Genomic DNA, 18,569 nt, shown 5'->3' on the forward strand with positions numbered 1-18,569 from the left:
GTTCTTCTTTTCATATTTTTAATTTAAAATATAAGTACTCACCAAGTGGGTCTCACATGATATATTCAGGATCTGCTTTTTTCAAATATCAGTAGACATAAAAAAGCCCCATAAAGGGGCCCTTCATTAACGAAGTAATTGAAGTACGTTTTGCGGTTGTTGGTTTGCTTGTGCAAGCATTGCTTGAGACGCTTGAGAAAGAATGTTGTTCTTTGTGAACTCACTCATTTCTTTCGCCATATCAACGTCACGAATACGAGACTCTGCCGCTGTTAAGTTTTCACCAGAAGCACCAAGGTTGTTAATTGTATGCTCTAGACGGTTTTGAACTGCACCTAGTTTAGAACGTTGGTTAGATACTTGTTTGATAGCTCCATCAACGATATCTAATTGATCATCGAAAGAAAGTGCGCCAGTAGCAGTCGGATCAGCAAATTGTGTTACATCGATGTCAGCTACTGCGTGGTCTGCTTTAAGAGTTCCGTCAGCTTCTAATGTACCAAGTGCTGTAGAAGACATTGCTTCGATGTTCACATCTAATTTTTGTGCTTTATTTGCACCGATTTGGAAAGTTAATGATTTTGCATTAGCACCAGCTGCGCTGAAAGAACCGTCAAGTAGTTTCTTTCCGTTAAATTCTGTACGGTCAGAGATACCGTTTTTGCCAGAACCGTCACCAATTTCTTGAACTAGGTTAGCGATTTCTTCTTGGATAGCACCAAGGTCTGTTTCATCTTGTGTACCAGTGTTTCCAGCTTGAACGACAAGCTCACGTACACGTTGAAGGATTGAGTGAGTTTCAGTCAATGCACCTTCAGCTGTTTGGATAAGAGAGATACCGTCTTGTGCGTTTTTCGTCGCCATTTCTAATCCGCGGATTTGTCCACGCATTTTTTCAGAAATTGCTAGACCTGCTGCGTCATCTCCTGCACGGTTGATTTTAAGACCAGAAGAAAGTTTCTCCATGTTCTTTTGGCTAGCACCGTTGTTTGCAGATAAACGGTTAAGTGTGTTAAGTGCTGCGATATTGTGGTTAATTCTCATTTCCTATTACCTCCATGTATATGGGACCTGACAGACGTCCTTGTCTGAAAAAAGTCCTTAATTCTAGGGCTTTACAACCCTGACAATTCTTTTATCGGATTATTTCATAGGAAGTTTAACATTTTTTAATATTTATTGATAATTTTACATATCTTTATTCACTATTTAGTTTCACAAAGATTTCTATTATGCTATTCGTTCAAGTGATGAGCACATAGCCTGTATTAAAATGAATAGGAACAAAATAAAAAAGCCCCATAAAGGGGCCTGTTATTAACGAAGTAATTGAAGTACGTTTTGTGGCTGTTGGTTCGCTTGTGCAAGCATTGCTTGAGACGCTTGAGAAAGAATGTTGTTCTTTGTGAACTCACTCATTTCTTTCGCCATGTCAACGTCACGGATACGAGACTCAGCAGCTGTTAAGTTTTCAGAAGATGCACCAAGGTTGTTGATTGTGTGCTCTAGACGGTTTTGGACTGCACCTAGTTTAGAACGTTGGTCTGAAACTTGTTTGATCGCACCATCTACGATGTCTAGTTGTTGATCAAATGTAAGTGTTGGTGTAGCAGCAGCGAATTGTGTAACATCAATGTTAGAGACTGCTTGACCCGCTACAAGAGTTCCATTATTAAGAGCCCCTAGTTTGTCAGAAGACATTGCTTCGATATTTACGTCTAATTTTTGCGCTTTGTTTGCACCGATTTGGAATGTTAAAGTAGCTGTACCATTAGCAAAGTCGCCATTTAACAATTTTTTACCGTTGAACTCAGTACGATCAGAGATACCATTTTTTCCAGTACCATTACCAATTTCTTGAACTAGGTTATTGATTTCTTCTTGAATTGCACCAAGATCTGTTCCGTCTTGTGTCCCAGTGTTTCCAGCTTGAACAACAAGCTCACGTACACGTTGAAGGATCGAGTGAGTTTCAGTCAATGCACCTTCAGCTGTTTGGATAAGAGAGATACCGTCTTGTGCGTTTTTTGAAGCCATTTCTAATCCGCGGATTTGTCCACGCATTTTTTCAGAGATTGCTAGACCTGCTGCGTCATCTCCTGCACGGTTGATTTTAAGACCAGAAGAAAGCTTCTCCATGTTCTTTTGGCTCGCACCGTTGTTTGCAGACAAACGGTTTAATGTGTTAAGTGCTGCGATATTGTGGTTAATTCTCATTTCCTATTACCTCCATGTATGTGGGACCTGACAGACGTCCTTGTCTGAAAAAAGTCCTTCGTTCTAGGGCTTATCAACCCTGACAATTTTATTATCGGACGTGGTAATAGGATGTTTAGCAGATTTTTTTTAAAATATCTCATTTTCCCATGACGTTTATCCTAATTTTAACAATTTCACAAAAACAAAAACTGCTGATCTATCATCAGCAGTTTTGCCATTATATGAATATCATATCAGTATTGTTTGATATCAAACATTAAAATATTTTGGTACACCACATAATCCTTCTTACTTGTGAAAGGTCCTTTATTATGTTCATCATTGATCTCATAGAAGTTCATACCAACCCCAAAGCTTCTCTCTTTATACCAGTTAAGAAAATCGTTGATTTCTTTCATTGAAAGCAAATAATCTTTTTGCAGTCCGTTTATCATAGTAATGGAAAGTATACCTTTCGCAGTTTCTTCTCCAGGCTTTGTTCCATCTTGGTCTTTCGGTTCTTCCGTTGTGCCGTCACCAGGTTTTGTTCCGTCTTGATCTTTTGGTTCTTCCGTTGACCCATCACCAGGCTTTGTTCCATCCTGATCTTTCGGTTCTTCTGTTGACCCATCACCAGGCTTTGTTCCGTCCTGATCTTTCGGTTCTTCTGCTGATCCATCATCTGGTTTTGTTTCATCCTGATCCTTAGTGACTTTTTGCAGATCTTTTAATGGAATTGAGATAACAGATTTAAAAGTGTTTTTGACAGAATGACTACCAATTGACTCAGCATAATCTCTTCCACCAATGACATATAATTGATCATCAGCAATAACTGCTACAGATCCAACTCTACCTTCAGGAATTTCATATAAAGAATCTTGGACTTGTCTAGTTTGTGGATCAAATATCTGAACTTGTTTTAATAACTTACTTGATCTATCTCCAATTTGCTGACCGCCAATCATAAATAATTTATGATCGTATGTCGCATATGCGGCTTCATATGCAAAAGAATTTAATTGAACATCCTTTAAGCGTTGCCACTTCCCTAGCTTCATATCATATTCTAATATATCTTTATCATTCGCTCGGCTAACGTTAGCCTCACCACCAGCAATATATAACTTTCCATTTATCTCCGAAATACTTCTACCCTGACGAGAAGCTAATTGAGAATTATCTAAACTTTCCCACTCTCCACTTACCGTATCATAGGAATAAAAATTTACTTGAGAGCTTGATAAAGATGCTACTATATAAATTTTTTCTCCAACTGTAGCTGCTCTTAAGGAACCAGTTATATATGATGTATATATAAATTTCTCAGGCATCTTAATTGGTTCTTCTGTCCATTGATCTAGTTCTGTATCATAAACATCGATGGTTTTGTGAACTGTTTTAGTTGTATCAGTAAGGCCGCCAATGACATAGATTTTTTTACCTACTGTTGCGTAGGTAGCTCCTGTTCTTAATCTAGGCATACTTGTTTTTTCTGACCACAAATCAATTTTAGGATCATACATATATGTTGAATTGTTGAATTTAGACTGTTGACTTGCTCCACCAAATACATATATTTTCCCATCAACCACTCCTACACTTGCTCCGATTCGCTCTTCCGGTAAGTCCGCTCGCTTCGTCCAGCCATTTGTCTCTGCTGCATGAGCTTTTAACGGATGAATTGTAACCATCATAAAAATGGTCAAAAGCACTAGAAAAAATCCTTTTTTCATCGTTTTTTCCCTCCATATCTTAAATATCCCTCCTTTTATCGACATATTTGTAAATAAATTTAATTTTTATCATTGTACACTAGAATGAATATCTCCAAAGTACATCTGCTATTTACCCTCACACATACATCACCGGCGTTGATATTTTAATAATCTTCCCGCCTCGACGATAAAATCTTGGGACGCGGCGGCTTAAAGTAGCGATGACTTCGTAGTTGATTGTATTGAGCATTTCAGCAATTTCATCGACAGAAATTTCTCCGCCCTTTTGACGACCGTATATGACGACTTCCTCACCTTGCTTTGCTTTCATTTCTCCCAGACTGATCATCGTCATATCCATTGTGACTCGGCCAGCAATCGGCATTCGTTTTCCGCGGAAAAGCATAAATCCCCGATTTGATAAAGCACGTGAGTACCCATCTGCGTAACCGATCGGTATGGTGGCAATGACTTCATCCGGTTTTGCTACATATGTTGCACCATAACTGACGGTCCTTGGCTCTGTCACCATTTCCTTTACGAACGCAATCCTTGCTTTTAAACTGAGAGCGGGCTCTAGCTGAACAGCGTCTAAGCTTTCAATGTATTGAGAAGGATACAGTCCATAAAGTCCGATGCCTAGCCGAATCATATCGGCGCTAAATTCAGGAAACGCGATGGCAGCCGCTGTATTGTTCATATGTACGGTCGGCAGCTTAATTCCTTGTTTTTTCAAAAAACGAAGAAAATCAATAAAAATGCTGTGCTGCAGCAGCGTGAAATCAGGGTCAGGCTCATCCGCAGTAGAGAAATGCGTAAAAATCCCGTCCCATCTAAGGTTTTCACTCTTTTCAAGTGCCTCCACCACTCCTAAAAGCTCTTCCTTCGTCCGTACACCTAATCGCCCCATCCCTGTGTCGACATTGACATGTATCCCAAGCCGGCGCTGACTTTCTTCTTCCGCTAAGATCTCATTTGCTTCAACAATCCAGTCTTCACGAAGGCCAGATAGATCAATTCTCCAGGCCGCAGCCCTTTTCACACAGTCGAGCGGGGTAAATCCAAGAACCAAAATCGGTGCTTCAATTTTTGCTCTTCGCAGCACAATGCCTTCCTCCAAGCTAGCAACTGCGAGCTCCGTCGCACCGCTTTCCAGTGCCTGCCGGGCTACCTCCACTGAACCGTGACCATAAGCATTCGCCTTCACGACAGCCATGATCTTACTTTTCCTCGGAATATGCGCTTGAATGGCTTCGATATTTCTTTTAATCGCATCGAGATTGACTTCGATCCAGACTTCCCTGCATAGCTTTTTCATTTATTTTTCCTCCTCATCACATGAGCGTTCTTTCTATCTCCATGTTCGCTTTTGCGTCTAGTCTATCTTTATTCATTTTTGAGAAAAACATTCAACTACAATGACTGGACCTGCTTTGTCTTGTTGCACATAAAAAAAGAAACCACATCAACTGTGATTCCTTCTCTATGAGCGATGATATTCAATTTCATCCGCAGATTTCATCATTGCATCAATATCATGATAAATCTCCTGCAAATTTTCCCGTTCAGTTAAGTATTGAGCATTGCTCTTAGGAACAGGCACATCAAATTGCAGGAAGTTGATTGTCATCGCGTGTAATTCTTGGTCATTCATTGTGAACCTTAATTCAAGCGTCGAGACCTCTTCTTTATCATCACTCTCCGCTACATCATCAATCGGCACACCATCTTCTAACATCTCAACTTGTTTCAAATCTTTCAAGGAAATATCAAGTGACAGCAAATCTATTTTTTCTAGTTGACCCGCCAGGCTGATGTTCAATAAAGCGCATTTTCTTTAACTCATCATCAATCGCAAAGCCCTTATCAACTTGCTCTGAAAATATATAGGTAGATGCTTGAAACCCATCTTCGTGAAAAAGCATCATCATTTTGTCCAATAATATGTTGGGATCATTCTGTTCTTTTCGCCTTTGACATCTACCGGCTATGAATAAAATGACCAGTCCTCCGATGATGCTGAGAGCCGTCCCCAATCCATTCCCTACATCTACGAAAACAGTAAAACCTAAAATAGCAATCATAAAAGCAATGACAATGCCTATGATGAATATCACACAATGCTCCTCCTATCATGACCCTTCATGAATGGTTTAGCCATAGTATAGCATTTGAAGCAAAATGATTTAAGAATATAAATCTGATAGGAGGAAAAACAGACCATAAAGATCTGCTTTCTCATTGAATTTCGTTCAAGTGTTTAAAAGATAGGTAGTAAGAACTCACACACGCCTTCTTCTTCTCTATATCTCTCCATAATAGATGCCTGACGCATGTTCAATTGATTGTTTTGGATCATTTGAGGCAATTGGCTCCAAAACAAATTCACTTTTTCGATTGTATGTGTCACTGTAAACACAGCATACTTTCCCCCTTCAAAATGTCCAGTCTGAACCATTTGATCTTTTGAGAAATCTCTATTTGTCATCAACATGAGGTCGTATCTGCATTTTTCTGGTGGAATTTTTCCAGGATCATCTTGAGGAACACCATATATACCAAATTCCTTTAATTCATCATTTAATTGATGTTGATTGATCCATTTTTTAAATCTCTTCATCATCTCTACATTTTCTTTGTTGCCATATGGTCCTATATTCCTCATATACACCATCTTCATTTTGCTTACTATTTCAATTTTGTAATTCATGATTCCCCTCCAACTCTTATTGGAAGATTGGCCAATCATTCCTTACATCCAACGGTAACATCCTTTAAAATATAATACAGTAGGATATTAAAAATAATTGAATTATGTCGGAAAAACATTCACAGGAATTGCGATTTAGATCATAAATTAAGTCATCTCATTTTCTCTTCAAATAAACATATCCAATTTTTTGAAATAAAAAAAGAACGGTCTTTAGCCGCTCACTTGTTTATTGATTTTCCTTTGAAGATTTAGCAAAGAGAAGGGTGACAATCGAATAGATAATTGTTCCGAAAAACAGACCATTTAACAAGCTGATAAACAACATCTTACAAACCAGGCCAACATAATAAGACACTGGCGTCCCCGGAAACACAGCCATATTGAACAGACTAATCATAAAGGTTAAAGCAAAAAATATAATGAAAATCTTTCGAAATACTGTTGATTTTAACATTGTCATTTTACTTCCTCCTCAGTATGTTTTCTATGGGAAAAATATTCTTTATACATTGCGTATATTCCGTTTTATAGTAAAAAGCCCTTAAAGGGCTTTTTACTTAAGCAGTATAACCAATACTTGCAGTATGACCTCTCCTAGCTTCATCATGACTTGCTGTCACTTCAGACGTAAAATAACTAACAACACTTATGACACTAATCATCACGAATACTACTGATAACGTTTTAAATTTCATACTGACAGTCCCCCGCTTTACTTGAGTTTGGAAATAAAGAATCTTTTCATAGAAATGCATCGCGTTGTCTTTATCTCCCATTTCATTATAATATTTTGCAGCATCTTTTGCTAAATCTTCAAGGTCAGGATACATTGACTTTACTTCTAACAATTCCATTATTTTTTCCAACTGCTCAAAATTATTGTCAATGTATAGGGATCTTAAAAACTTGAATATCAATAATAAAATATGGTCTTTCAGCTTTTCAGATAGTTCTATGCCGTTATTTAAAGCGTATGTACCTAAATCCTGTTCTTTCTTTTTGAAGTAGGCTTTTGACAACATAATGAGCGGATCTAAGATTCTATTTAAATGTTCGTATCCCTGCTCTTTAAATGCTCGAATTGAATCATTAAAGTGAGTAATCGCTTGTGCTAATTCTTTGTTATGAAAATAACTCAACCCTAAATTATAAAGTGCTGATCCTTTTAATCGTTTTGTTGAGTTGTCGGCGGCTTTTTCTAGTGCGTGTTGAAAATGGGGTATCGCTTTTTCGGGGCAACCCATATCGATATAGTTTAATCCAATGACAAAAGAACATTGAATTTCTCTGACGGTGTATGTATCTTTTTCTCGGTAACATTCTATCGCCTGTGCGATATGGTGCATCGACATGTGGGTTTGTTTCATGTGGTAATAGATTTCTGCCATCTTGTAATTGAACTCGGCACGTTCAATATCGTCGCTGACAAGAGACAGCTTTTTTTCTGCCCGCTTATAGAAGGTAATCGCATTTAGGTATTCATAGTTTTCAAATTCGTACATACCGTAGAAAAAATTGAAGTAATACTCGAGCAATCCTGTTAATTTCTCTTGGTCCCTTTTGATCTTCATTGCGAGTTCCCTAAAGTTCGCCCGCTCTTTCCCATTTTCTAAAGGATTCAAGTAATCAAGCATTAATTTATGTCTGAACTCCATAAGTGAGAAATACAATAATAAATCTTGATTCTCTTCCATATGATCAAGCATTGATTTGATTTCCTCTTTATATGCTTCGGCGTCCGGTACGTTAAATCGTTGAATATGATAATACCATTCATTGATTTTCAAGCCGACGTGAGAAGAAAGCACTTTCTCCATCAGACCTTACCCCTTCCTCTATTTCCCCTATAATGACATATATTATCATTTTATGATTCTTCCAACACCGAAAAGAAACCGCAAAAGAACAAAAAAGCTTCTTGAAAGAAGCCATGTGAGTGATCATAATTTTGAGAAGGAGGAATAACTGAGCTCGAATCAGTGCCCTATGTACTCTCTAAAATTTGATGATAACATCAGGTCTAACGAAATATATGTATCTAGTCTATCCTTCACGTCATACTTGTTTTAATCGTTTCCATTTACGAATTTGAGTACGGAAATTTTTAAAAGGGGCGACGGTATTCACATGAATAAATTTATAAACTGGCCAAACAGCCTTTGCTGTAGCTTCATCCGCCCATTTTCGTTGATGAGGTTCAAACAATTCTTCTTCACTCATACGATCCAACATATCACAAATAGTTAAAACATTCTGTTTGAGCTGAGCTCTTAATGCGACTAGTGATTGACAAGCATACTTCTCATTAAAAAGAGAATATAATGCGCCAAGCTGATTCCATTTATATCCTTCTGCTGGCGTATGGACAACCTTTCCTTCAGTTTCGTCTTGCTCCCATTGAAGCAGCAGGGTTGTCCAACCAACTTGATAAGCCAAATTTTCTGCAGGAGTTCGGCTCACATCCTCTATTCGATCATCTTTCATTTCTTCTGGAATCATATCAAATTCTTCATCGTATTGATTGTACGTCTTCATGATTGCTTGCTTTAAAACATCTTTTGACTCATAGCTTGTCATATGATTCACCTCTAGTTCTTTTTGTGCAAATTTTTCTCGGAACATATATTGCAAAAGTACAAAAAAATTCACTGGAGCTCACGATACTGAATGATTCTATTGTCTTCTGTTTTACAGTCTCTATTATAATCAAACTCTTAAACGAACAAAAAAGCAATAGCATTTCTGGTTAAATGAAAGCATCTACGTAAGTTTAATAAAGAATATCTATAAAACTGGCTGTGAAAAATGAAGACACTCTTTACATTCCATCATAAACAAGCACCCAGTATCTCGCCCCAGGTTCCCCTTCTTCTACTACAGCCTTCCAGCCTCTTTTTTGATAAAAAGCCAAAGCCTTGTGATTGTCAGAGACACATTTGAGGGTGACTGGTGTTCCCAGCACTTTTATAGCTCGTTTGAGCAGTAGAACGCCAGCCCCTTGACCAGCAGCTTCTGGATGTACAAACAAGAGATGAATAAAACGATCTGGTACATAGAGCGAGATAAATCCGAGAATTTTATTGTTTTCCTCAGCTAAGAAAATTTGTTCTTCCAGCATATCTTGATCAAAATCTTGCAGATTGATTTCTTCTGTATTGAGCCAGTAAAAGCTCTGACGGCGGGATTATAAATAGATTTGTCTAAATTTTGGATAGTCTTTGGTGCTCGCTTCTCTAATGAACATCACAACATCACCTATGCTTTTATTTCAATGTTACTTCGCCTCTAAAATGTGTTTTGCCTGTATTCTGCCTGCCAGTAACAATTGATCGCTGAACTGCGAATCATTGACAGCACGTGCAAGAGCGATTGTACCGACCATGCTGCTTACTAGTGCGTAACTCGTAGAGAGACCGATGTTTCCCGTATCTGCTATAAACGCCATAAACCGTTTCAATTCATCCGTATAGACTTTCCGTACCTCTTGCGATAATTGAGAAATCTCCCCTGCTAGCGCAGGCAGTATACAGCCTACCTCCGTCTGATCACGGTGAACGGAACTTAAATAGAATTCAATGATCGTCTGAATTCGAGACTGGTCTGCTTTCTTGTCTGCAACACTTTGCAGCAGCTTTATCGTATCAGTAATAGCAAAATGAAAAGCCTCTATCACCAACTGATCCTTGTTCTTAAAATGAGCGTAAAACCCTCCATGAGTTAGACCTGCCCCTTTCATAATGAATGGCAAACTGATATTACGAACGCCATTTGTTCGAAATGCTCGTGCAGCACTTGCAATGATCTTTTCACGGACTTTTAACTTATGACCTGTCGGATAAGGCATCTCTTCCGAACCTCCTTCTCTTTAACTCATTCTAAGCGTGTTTATCAAAATATTATATTCATCATATTATCTTGTGTCAATTGACTGAAATTCATCTTTCCTCACTCAGATGGGATTGACTTCGTTAAAATATGATGACTATAATATATTATGGTCATCATATTTTAAGGTGGAGGTGCAAGAAATGATTCATTTAGAAACAGTAGATACTTTAGTGATCGGATCAGGTCCGGGAGGCTACGTGGCAGCATTACGTTCAGCTCATCTCGGCATGAAAACAGCGATTGTAGAGCGTGATCAATTAGGTGGAGTATGTACCCATGTAGGCTGTATCCCTTCTAAAGCCCTAATAGCAGAAGCAGAGCGGTTCAAACTCCGCACACAATTGGGGGTTTTTCAAGAAAGCGGCTCTTTCAAGGATGCTCAAACGTTCAAAAAAGCTGTTGTGAAAAAACAAGCTGGAGGCGTCCAATTTTTGCTAAAGTCAGCGGGAGTTACCATTCTGGAAGGTGAGGCAAGCTTGATCGATCATCATACAGCGGTGATTCAACATGCCGAAAAAGGTGAAAAGCGAATCAATTTCAAACACCTAATACTAGCAACTGGTTCCCGTCCGATTGAAATTAGATCACTCCCTTTCGGAGGTCGTATATTGTCTTCAACTGAAGCACTATCCCTTCCTAAAATTCCGAAAAGCCTTGTCGTAGTTGGAGGTGGTTATATTGGGATTGAACTAGGACAGATGTTTGCAAGGTTTGGAGCAAAAGTCACCATTTTGGAAGGCGGCAATCAAGTATTGCCTGGCTTTGAAAGTGAACTTGTCTCGCCTGTCGTTCGACAATTGAAAGAAGATAACATCACCCTGATTACAGGAGCAAACGTCACAGATGCCGAGCAGCATATAAGCGGAATTGATCTTCATTATGAGAAACAGAAAGAAAGCCACACGGTGAAAGCGGAATATGCACTGATTACTGTCGGAAGAAAACCGAATACAGATGATTCATTAGGCCTTGATTCTATCGGGTTGTCCATTACCCCTCACGGACTGATTGAAGTTGATGAACAATGCAGAACATCCATTCCGCACATATATGCCATTGGAGATATCACCGAGGGTCCTGCTCTGGCTCATAAAGCTTCCTATGAAGCGAAGGTTGCAGCAGAGGCAATCGCTGGTAAACCTTCTATTATAGATTATAAAGCGATCCCACTTGTTGTGTTTTCCAGCCCAGAATTGACGAGTGTTGGACTGAGCGAAACGGATTGCAAGCAACAATCTATTCCGACTGTCGTTGGAAAAACAATGTTCTCCATTAATGGTCGAGCGCTGGCATTAAAAGAACCAAAAGGATTTGTGAAGATTGTAGCTCATGCCGAATCTGGCCTTATTTTAGGAGCACAAATCGTAGGTGCAGAAGCATCTACTCTTATATCAGAACTTTCTCTCTCTATTGAAATTGGTGCTACAGTAGAAGATTTAGCAATGACGATTCATCCTCACCCAACATTAGGTGAAATGATCATGGAAGCTGCAGAAATGGCCACCCGTAAAGTTGAAAAATATCTTGCACGATAATTGGTTCAGGTGTAGCTTCTAAAATTGAGCAAAAATAATCGCCATAGCTTATTTATTTAAGAATAATAGGCTATGGCAATTTCAATTGAGCACTCATATTAAAACGTCGGTCAATTTATCGTTAATTGGATCCTACTTCACGCTTTTTACCGAGATTCATGGATAACTGAACGCCAATCATCAGCATGACGATGACAAGCATTGCCACAATAGAAGCATAAAAATGTCCGCTTAGATCGAAAACCAAGCCAATGAAAAACGGACCGAATCCTCCCATGATATACCCGCCCATCTGCGACATGGCGGACCATGTACCAGCTTCCTCCGGTGTACGCGTCTCAATAATGGGCAGCATAAGTGCTAAAGGAAATAATCCACCTGCACCCATACCTAGGAAAATGACAGCTGGCAAGATCGGCATTGGCAGAAGAAGAAAGATGAGGCCAATCAGCTCAGACACACTGCATAAGATCAGAAATAATTTCGGTTTTCCTAAGCGAGTAACGACCGCTGGAACGAGTAGTGCCACTGGAATCTGAATGAGTGTAAATATGGTCAGCAGCATGGCAGCATATTGCGGACTGTTTCCGAAACTAAGAGCAATCGGTGAAATCCATGCCGTCAAAGAATAAAACATGCTGGACATAAAGCCAAAAAACAAGGTAAATTGAATCGCCTTTTTGTTTCGCAGCGGCAATTTCAGTGCGTTCACACCAAGCTCTGATTGGATCATACTCATCATAGAAGCAACGGACGTAATGATTGGGCGCAAGTTTAATGCAGCTAAAAATAAAGCGGCTAAATAAAATATTTTTTTCATCAATGCACTTCTTCCTCTCTCAACTTGTTGAAGTTACTTTGAGTATAAATCTGCCGCATTCATTGATCAATACAATAATTTGTATTATGATGATAGTAAAAAACTATCATCAATGAAAGGATGACAAATGGATACTCGGCATATTACATATTTCATGGCTGTATTCGACCATTTACACTTCACAAAAGCTGCTGAGCAATTAGGGATATCACAGCCTACATTAAGCCAGCAAATTCGGCTGCTTGAAGCAGAAGTTGGGATGCCGCTCTTTGATCGAATCGGCAAAAAAGTCGTCGCAACCGAAGCGGGTACTCTGCTTTATCAATATGGGATGAAAATGCTTCAAGCTGAAAGAGATGCAAAAAATGCGATGAAAGAACTATTATCTGAAAAACGGGGAAACGTTCGACTTGCAGTTCTCCCTTCCGATCTTGACTTTCAGCTTGTTCCGCTATTTGTAGAATTTAAAACACTTTATCCTGAAACCAATCTGAAAGCATATTCAACGATCTTCGTTCGTGAAGAGGTTCTGTCGCATAAGGTGGATCTCGGCATCGGGCTGAGAGGGCCTGCGGATAAGCGTCTCATTCAAATTCCACTTGGAAGTGAGCCCTACGAATTATTTGCTCATTCAGAAAGTGAACTAGCTCAACAGAGTGAAGTGACATTGGAAGAGCTGACGCAGCATGCTTTGGTTATGTATCCGAAGGGATATCTAGGAAGAGATTTAGTAGAAGATGTATGTAAAGAACAGGGTGTTGAACTAGACACTGTCATGGAGGTTGGGTCCGCATCTTCATTATTACAGCTGGTTGAAGCCGGCATAGGTGCAACCATTCAGCCGCGGGGATTGCTGCAACAACATGCGACATGGCCAAATATTGTTTCGATTCCTATTGCTGATCCGGCACCTGTTCGTCACTTGGAATTAACTTATTATGCAGATCGATTCGTCAGCAAAGCGCAGCAGCAGCTATCTGAATGGCTGATAGACTTTTTCAAATCGAAAACAAACTAAAAAGTGAGGTTAAAACATGAGTGCAAACAGCATATTTACAAGGACACACCGGGTTGTTATTCGTCAATTTGATCTGCAAGATATTGAAGCATTTTATCAGTATCGAGCAGATCCCTCTATTGCAATCTATTTAAAGGAAAGGGCTATATTCACGAAGCCTTGAGTTCAATGATCGAATATATTTTCACTACACTGAACAAGCATAAAATCATTGCCTTTACTGATGTGCGCAATGAAAAATCTATTCGCGTGCTGGAACGTTTAGAAATGAGACGCGAAGGACATTTGCTTCAAAATGATATGTCAAAAGGACATTGGGTTGATGAATATCAATATGCGATTCTTCAATCGGAGTGGGCCCGTACGTCATTAAAAGACGCTTTTGATAAACCTTCTATATACATATAGAACTTTTCTATAACACTCACCATGCTTTCTTTTTTTATAATAGAAAAAAAAAGAAATGTGGTGGCGTATATGTCTACAACGATCGGAATTATGGGCGGGATGGGTCCTTTAGCAACGATTGATCTGATGAAAAAAATCATTTCTCATACTCCAGCGATAAAAGATCAGGATCATATCCATGTGATTGCTGATAATTATCCGCAAATCCCTGATAGAACCAATGCCATATTTGGGAGAGGCGAAGATCCTACAGATGATATGATTGCATCAGCTAAGAGATTAGAGCGTGCAGGAGCGGACTTTATTCTCATTGCATGCAATACCGCTCACTTCTTTTTAGAAAACGTACGACATTCCACTCATATCCCTATCATGAATATGCCATTAGAAACCGCAAATTATCTAAACAAACATCACTATACATCTGTGGGCTTACTATGTACTGATGGAACATTAAAAACCCAGCTCTATCAAAGGGCTTGTGCTCATCACAATATTGACATCATCACTCCTAGTGAAGAGCTTCAGAAAAATGTGATGAATGGGATATATGCGGTGAAAGCAGGAAAATTAAGTGAAGGCGAAAGTGAATTGGCGTTAGCTGCAGAAATATTAATCAATCAAGGGGCAGAAGCCATCATTGCCGGCTGTACAGAAATCCCCTTAGTCTTAAGGTCAATTAAAGATGTGAAAGTGATTGACCCTACTGTCATTTTGGCGAAAGAAGCTGTAAAATTAGTGTATGAGCTTGAAAAGCTATACATTTAAAGTACGTAATTTAAGGGGATAAAATGAATATTGAGAATATAGAAGCGTTTATTTACGTATGCCAGCTAGGCAGTATCAATAAAGCTGCGGAAGCACTGTATTTAACCCAGCCTTCTGTTTCGGCACGTATTCAATCGTTAGAAAAAGAATTAGACCTGAAATTATTTGATAGACAGAGAAAGAAACTGTCTCTGACGGAAAAAGGTGAACAGTTTTACCCGCATGCCAAAAAGATCCTCCATTCTTATCAAGAAGCAAAGCATAGTCTCAAACAAACGATGATTCCTTATGAATTGACGATTGGATGCGCATCCTCTATTTCCAATAATCTATTGCCTAACATATTGCCCGCACTAAAAGAAAAATACGAAAACCTGAAAGTGAAAATCGTAACAGGACATTCAAAGGATGTTGTCCAAAAAGTGATTAACAACCAAGTAGACTTTGGGATTGTCAGAACTGAAACACATCCTCAAATTGAATCAATCCCTATTTTCAGCGATCCAATCGGGCTGTTCGTCCCAACTCATCACCCGCTCGCTAGCCTTGACAACATTAATATGAAAGAACTAGAAGAACAGCCTTTTATTTTCTTTGACTATGGGTCATTTGATTGGTTGATGCTCCACCGATTATTTCAAAAGAACAACATCACACCGAACATTTCCATTGAGGTTGATCATATGGAAACCGCAAAAAATTTAGTACTTCAAGGAATGGGACTATCGTTTCTACCTCATCATTGCGTTAGAAATGAGGTAGAACAAGGAACATTAAAACAAATTTCAATCGATCCATCCATCAATTTCAATATCAATATCGAGTTCATTTATAAAAAAGGAAAATCAAAATCCGTTTTCATTGATCAACTCAAACAGTTTTTTTTGGATTCGTCCTGATTGATTAGCTTTCGTTTGCCAACATGTATGCTGCAGTTTCATGCATATCTTTCAATCCTGATCTCTGTGCGTACTCGGCCACAGTGATCGCACTTGTCGTCAGAAGTTCTATTATATGTTCATCCATTCCTGGCCAAGTTCTCCCGCCTGCTTTTTCATACGCATGGATAAGTTTTGTTAATCCTTCTTTCCCAAAGAGAAGTTGATGCGACAAAAAGTCTGCAGATACATCACCAACCCCCACTTCAGACCAATCAATCACACCCGTAACACATTGATTTTCATCAATCAGAATGTGGCCAGGATGTAAATCTCCATGCTTCACCCCCACGAAAGGCGGCCATAAAGAATCCTTTGCTAGCCATGCTTGCCAGCGCTCCCATAAACCGCTGTTAATGGTGTATTGCGATTTGACACGTTCCATTCGCTGTTTCATTGATGCTCTTAATTCATGAGCACTGAGCATCTCCACACCGAGCGTTTTAAAAGGCTGTTGATCTAAGGAATGTACATTCGCTAAAACGCTTCCTAATGATTCATAATAAGCTTGCGGTACATTCGTTTGATCAAAACTCCACACATAAGATTGCTGTTCCACATCAATACTAGCCGCCGGTACACCCTCTAATTGTTTATAAGCAATCAGACTTTCTGTAAAGATAGACCACTTAGGAACCTGAAAGTGAACCTGCCTACTAATGTGATCTAATGTCTTTTTTTCTTGTAAGGTATGTTTCATTGATTCAGGTCTGCGAGGCATTCTTAATATCCATTGATCACCATGTAAACCTTCGACATGTGCAACACGGAAATCAACACCTGATTCATTGATTTTGATGGTATTCTCTAAAATCTCTAACCCGTGATGATTGGCTAACTGCTTTAATTCTAGTCTATTCATATTCATTCCTCCAATTGCTCATTTAGTCATGATCAATAGGCATCAAGAATATCATCACAAAAAACCACAAACAGGCTATTTTATGTGGTCAGAGTAAACAAAGCTAGACTTATGCCTTTCTTTGTATGATAAAAACATACAAAAAAGACAGATCTGCCTGTCTTCTAGTGAAATTGCATACTTTCCCGCTGAAGATCATTAAAAATGTGCAGACTCCCCCGTTTACTCCGTTTGATGAAAACAGAGCCTTTGAACATATGAAATTACTGATTGTTCAAAGTTTGCTGGCGTAATCTTCCTGCATGCATCATCTTTAACCATCCTCCTCTTTGTAATATAAAGTTACTATACTTTATTTAAATATGACTTTCAATAAGGTCACAAAAAGAGGGATTTAAAATCATCAAATACCCCACCCAATTACATAAAATGAAATAATTGTATTTATTCATGTTATGATATGGTTATTGATTCTTTTGTCTAATAATTTATTAAACTCAAATATAGCTAAGTCATTTAAAGGGAGAATTGGTATGACTCATTTAGAATTCGCATTCGGCTTGCTTCCAGTCAGTATGATTATCGCCTCTTTTATCGTCACATTGATTGTACAAAAGGTTTATTTTATGCCAGTTGTGAGCTTTATCATTTTACTCATCCTGACATTTACACTTTTTACTGTCTCTTTCTTAGGCTGGCAGTTGTTTACACTTTTGGCTCATTCATTGCTTCATATATAGCATTATTCATCATGAAAATTTTAAATAAAAAGAGGTCTTAAATACATTTAAAAAGCCCTTTACAGGGGCTTTTCTTCTTTCACTATCGTTTTTTCACTGGATGAATGTCTTTTCCCAAAAAGGCGGTATTAGGCTCTCCACTCTTTTCTAGAAATTCAGCCATTTCTTGCAGCTCTTGATCGATACGGTCATTCCTTGGCATATCCGGGTTTAACAGAAGGATGGAGTGGATCGTTGTCGCTGCTTCATACAGGACATGTTGATCTTTTATCTGTTGGATGCATTGTTTCATACGATCGAAAAACCATTCGATCTCTTCCGTTTCTTCCATCGGATAATGTGCCATTTTGAAGAGATTCTGTTGACGAAGGTCTTGCCTCTCAAACATGTGTTCAAGCTCTTCTTTACTGACATATAAATCCGAAGCTTCCTCCTCAATCTCTACTACTTCGATCATCGCATCTTCAGCTGTATATAACTGCCCAATAAAATCATCGAAAGTATCTGTCAGCTTAAAATCTACTTCCAGCTCTAAATCGAAATAGTGAATAGGAGGATGTTCCTTCGTTTCTCGATAATCCATTGCGATCCATGTAACTTCTTCTCCGCTGATGATCACAAGTCCCTCAGGCAGATCCAATTCATCACTTAACTGAAGACTATTCATGATGCCATCATCTTTGGCGATTCCTCTTAAATGGTCAAATTGAACATGATCCTTAGCCCATGAATTCGGCTGTTCAGTTGGAAAAGCATTACGAACTGTAAAGCCGCCATTCCATTCTAAAATGAGCTTTTTGTATGTATCAGGTAAAGTGACTCCAAAAGTTCCCTCTGCTTCACGAATTTGTTCCTCATTTATCTTTTTTAACGTAAAAGGACTATCTTCTTCTTTCTCCCAGAATGATTTCAAAGTGGGTGCCTCCTCGTATCTATTGAGATAAGTATAACATTGACCAACT

19 protein-coding genes and 2 pseudogenes are annotated in these 18,569 nt (G+C 38.8%); 6 read left to right on the plus strand and 15 right to left on the minus strand.

All coding sequences use genetic code 11. From position 1 onward, the window contains the following. Nucleotides 1–126: 126 nt before the first annotated feature. The 12 genes and pseudogenes from hag (MHI11_RS13505) to MHI11_RS13560 all read right to left on the minus strand — a co-directional run bounded on the left by hag (MHI11_RS13505) (nucleotide 127) and on the right by MHI11_RS13560 (nucleotide 10,474). On the minus strand, nucleotides 127–1,044 hold the full coding sequence (gene hag / locus MHI11_RS13505) for a flagellin Hag (protein ID WP_044141243.1): 918 nt from the start codon (nucleotides 1,042–1,044) through the stop codon (nucleotides 127–129). 273 nt (nucleotides 1,045–1,317) lie between these two features. Next, nucleotides 1,318–2,217, minus strand: coding sequence for a flagellin Hag (hag, locus tag MHI11_RS13510; RefSeq protein ID WP_044141242.1), 900 nt, complete (start codon nucleotides 2,215–2,217; stop codon nucleotides 1,318–1,320). A gap of 236 nt (nucleotides 2,218–2,453) precedes the next feature. Then, a complete protein-coding gene (locus tag MHI11_RS13515) occupies nucleotides 2,454–3,935 on the minus strand; it encodes a Kelch repeat-containing protein (RefSeq protein WP_340961216.1) in 1,482 nt (493 codons plus the stop codon). A gap of 118 nt (nucleotides 3,936–4,053) precedes the next feature. After that, nucleotides 4,054–5,235 (minus strand): alanine racemase, encoded by a 1,182-nt coding sequence (alr, locus tag MHI11_RS13520; protein WP_065097690.1) that lies wholly within the window; start codon nucleotides 5,233–5,235, stop codon nucleotides 4,054–4,056. 165 nt (nucleotides 5,236–5,400) lie between these two features. Next, a complete protein-coding gene (locus MHI11_RS13525; RefSeq protein ID WP_340961217.1) occupies nucleotides 5,401–5,700 on the minus strand; it encodes a hypothetical protein in 300 nt (99 codons plus the stop codon). Beyond that, on the minus strand, nucleotides 5,687–6,034 hold the full coding sequence (locus tag MHI11_RS13530) for a hypothetical protein (protein ID WP_340961218.1): 348 nt from the start codon (nucleotides 6,032–6,034) through the stop codon (nucleotides 5,687–5,689). Before MHI11_RS13530 ends, MHI11_RS13525 begins: the two co-directional genes overlap by 14 nt. A 143-nt stretch (nucleotides 6,035–6,177) precedes the next feature. Further along, on the minus strand, nucleotides 6,178–6,627 hold the full coding sequence (locus MHI11_RS13535) for an AraC family transcriptional regulator (protein WP_340961219.1): 450 nt from the start codon (nucleotides 6,625–6,627) through the stop codon (nucleotides 6,178–6,180). A 229-nt stretch (nucleotides 6,628–6,856) separates the two neighbouring features. Then, entirely contained in the window at nucleotides 6,857–7,090 is a 234-nt protein-coding gene (locus tag MHI11_RS13540) for a hypothetical protein (RefSeq protein ID WP_340961220.1), read from the minus strand. Between the two features lie 224 nt (nucleotides 7,091–7,314). Beyond that, nucleotides 7,315–8,447, minus strand: a pseudogene (locus MHI11_RS13545) (response regulator aspartate phosphatase). Nucleotides 8,448–8,685: 238 nt separating this feature from the next. Beyond that, nucleotides 8,686–9,207 carry a ClbS/DfsB family four-helix bundle protein gene (locus MHI11_RS13550; RefSeq protein ID WP_335351734.1) on the minus strand — a complete coding sequence of 174 codons (522 nt, stop codon included), beginning with the start codon at nucleotides 9,205–9,207 and terminating at the stop codon, nucleotides 8,686–8,688. 241 nt (nucleotides 9,208–9,448) lie between these two features. Further along, nucleotides 9,449–9,874 (minus strand): annotated as a pseudogene (locus MHI11_RS13555) (GNAT family N-acetyltransferase). 30 nt (nucleotides 9,875–9,904) lie between these two features. Continuing rightward, entirely contained in the window at nucleotides 9,905–10,474 is a 570-nt protein-coding gene (locus MHI11_RS13560) for a TetR/AcrR family transcriptional regulator (protein ID WP_111912348.1), read from the minus strand. A 184-nt stretch (nucleotides 10,475–10,658) separates the two neighbouring features. Here MHI11_RS13560 and lpdA point away from each other — a divergent pair, with 184 nt between their 5' ends. After that, nucleotides 10,659–12,053 (plus strand): dihydrolipoyl dehydrogenase, encoded by a 1,395-nt coding sequence (lpdA, locus tag MHI11_RS13565; RefSeq protein WP_044141233.1) that lies wholly within the window; start codon nucleotides 10,659–10,661, stop codon nucleotides 12,051–12,053. A gap of 121 nt (nucleotides 12,054–12,174) precedes the next feature. Here the strand turns inward: lpdA and MHI11_RS13570 are convergent, their stop codons facing one another. Continuing rightward, a complete protein-coding gene (locus tag MHI11_RS13570; RefSeq protein ID WP_340961222.1) occupies nucleotides 12,175–12,873 on the minus strand; it encodes an MFS transporter in 699 nt (232 codons plus the stop codon). Nucleotides 12,874–13,000: 127 nt separating this feature from the next. Here MHI11_RS13570 and MHI11_RS13575 point away from each other — a divergent pair, with 127 nt between their 5' ends. From MHI11_RS13575 to MHI11_RS13590, 4 genes are all read left to right on the plus strand, one after another. Further along, a complete protein-coding gene (locus MHI11_RS13575) occupies nucleotides 13,001–13,891 on the plus strand; it encodes a LysR family transcriptional regulator (protein ID WP_044141231.1) in 891 nt (296 codons plus the stop codon). A 168-nt stretch (nucleotides 13,892–14,059) separates the two neighbouring features. Beyond that, nucleotides 14,060–14,299: a GNAT family N-acetyltransferase gene (locus MHI11_RS13580; RefSeq protein ID WP_235355593.1), complete on the plus strand. Its 240-nt coding sequence runs from the start codon at nucleotides 14,060–14,062 to the stop codon at nucleotides 14,297–14,299. Nucleotides 14,300–14,368: 69 nt separating this feature from the next. Then, a complete protein-coding gene (locus tag MHI11_RS13585) occupies nucleotides 14,369–15,067 on the plus strand; it encodes an aspartate/glutamate racemase family protein (RefSeq protein ID WP_044141230.1) in 699 nt (232 codons plus the stop codon). Between the two features lie 23 nt (nucleotides 15,068–15,090). Further along, a complete protein-coding gene (locus tag MHI11_RS13590) occupies nucleotides 15,091–15,966 on the plus strand; it encodes a LysR family transcriptional regulator (RefSeq protein WP_044141229.1) in 876 nt (291 codons plus the stop codon). A gap of 4 nt (nucleotides 15,967–15,970) precedes the next feature. Here the strand turns inward: MHI11_RS13590 and MHI11_RS13595 are convergent, their stop codons facing one another. Then, nucleotides 15,971–16,867 (minus strand): macrolide 2'-phosphotransferase, encoded by an 897-nt coding sequence (locus MHI11_RS13595; RefSeq protein WP_044141228.1) that lies wholly within the window; start codon nucleotides 16,865–16,867, stop codon nucleotides 15,971–15,973. A gap of 533 nt (nucleotides 16,868–17,400) precedes the next feature. Between MHI11_RS13595 and MHI11_RS13600 the strand changes: the two genes are divergently transcribed. Then, entirely contained in the window at nucleotides 17,401–17,607 is a 207-nt protein-coding gene (locus MHI11_RS13600) for a DUF2651 family protein (RefSeq protein WP_235355592.1), read from the plus strand. An 82-nt stretch (nucleotides 17,608–17,689) separates the two neighbouring features. On the opposite strand, the gene MHI11_RS13605 is transcribed toward MHI11_RS13600, so the two are convergent. Further along, nucleotides 17,690–18,520 carry an SMI1/KNR4 family protein gene (locus tag MHI11_RS13605; protein WP_340961223.1) on the minus strand — a complete coding sequence of 277 codons (831 nt, stop codon included), beginning with the start codon at nucleotides 18,518–18,520 and terminating at the stop codon, nucleotides 17,690–17,692. Between the last annotated feature and the right edge of the window lie 49 nt (nucleotides 18,521–18,569).

The organism is Bacillus sp. FSL K6-3312, from assembly GCF_038007485.1.
GTDB lineage: Bacteria > Bacillota > Bacilli > Bacillales > Bacillaceae > Bacillus > Bacillus pumilus.

Excerpts from the sequence above, each read along its gene's own strand:
- hag (WP_044141243.1), bottom strand. The coding sequence starts at position 1,044 with ATGAGAATTAACCACAATATCGCAGCACTTAACACACTTAACCGTTTA.
- hag (WP_044141242.1), bottom strand. The coding sequence starts at position 2,217 with ATGAGAATTAACCACAATATCGCAGCACTTAACACATTAAACCGTTTG.
- MHI11_RS13515 (WP_340961216.1), bottom strand. The coding sequence starts at position 3,935 with ATGAAAAAAGGATTTTTTCTAGTGCTTTTGACCATTTTTATGATGGTT.
- alr (WP_065097690.1), bottom strand. The coding sequence starts at position 5,235 with ATGAAAAAGCTATGCAGGGAAGTCTGGATCGAAGTCAATCTCGATGCG.
- MHI11_RS13535 (WP_340961219.1), bottom strand. The coding sequence starts at position 6,627 with ATGAATTACAAAATTGAAATAGTAAGCAAAATGAAGATGGTGTATATG.
- MHI11_RS13540 (WP_340961220.1), bottom strand. The coding sequence starts at position 7,090 with ATGACAATGTTAAAATCAACAGTATTTCGAAAGATTTTCATTATATTT.
- MHI11_RS13550 (WP_335351734.1), bottom strand. The coding sequence starts at position 9,207 with ATGACAAGCTATGAGTCAAAAGATGTTTTAAAGCAAGCAATCATGAAG.
- MHI11_RS13560 (WP_111912348.1), bottom strand. The coding sequence starts at position 10,474 with ATGCCTTATCCGACAGGTCATAAGTTAAAAGTCCGTGAAAAGATCATT.
- lpdA (WP_044141233.1), top strand. The coding sequence starts at position 10,659 with ATGATTCATTTAGAAACAGTAGATACTTTAGTGATCGGATCAGGTCCG.
- MHI11_RS13570 (WP_340961222.1), bottom strand. The coding sequence starts at position 12,873 with ATGAAAAAAATATTTTATTTAGCCGCTTTATTTTTAGCTGCATTAAAC.
- MHI11_RS13575 (WP_044141231.1), top strand. The coding sequence starts at position 13,001 with ATGGATACTCGGCATATTACATATTTCATGGCTGTATTCGACCATTTA.
- MHI11_RS13580 (WP_235355593.1), top strand. The coding sequence starts at position 14,060 with ATGATCGAATATATTTTCACTACACTGAACAAGCATAAAATCATTGCC.
- MHI11_RS13585 (WP_044141230.1), top strand. The coding sequence starts at position 14,369 with ATGTCTACAACGATCGGAATTATGGGCGGGATGGGTCCTTTAGCAACG.
- MHI11_RS13590 (WP_044141229.1), top strand. The coding sequence starts at position 15,091 with ATGAATATTGAGAATATAGAAGCGTTTATTTACGTATGCCAGCTAGGC.
- MHI11_RS13595 (WP_044141228.1), bottom strand. The coding sequence starts at position 16,867 with ATGAATAGACTAGAATTAAAGCAGTTAGCCAATCATCACGGGTTAGAG.
- MHI11_RS13600 (WP_235355592.1), top strand. The coding sequence starts at position 17,401 with ATGACTCATTTAGAATTCGCATTCGGCTTGCTTCCAGTCAGTATGATT.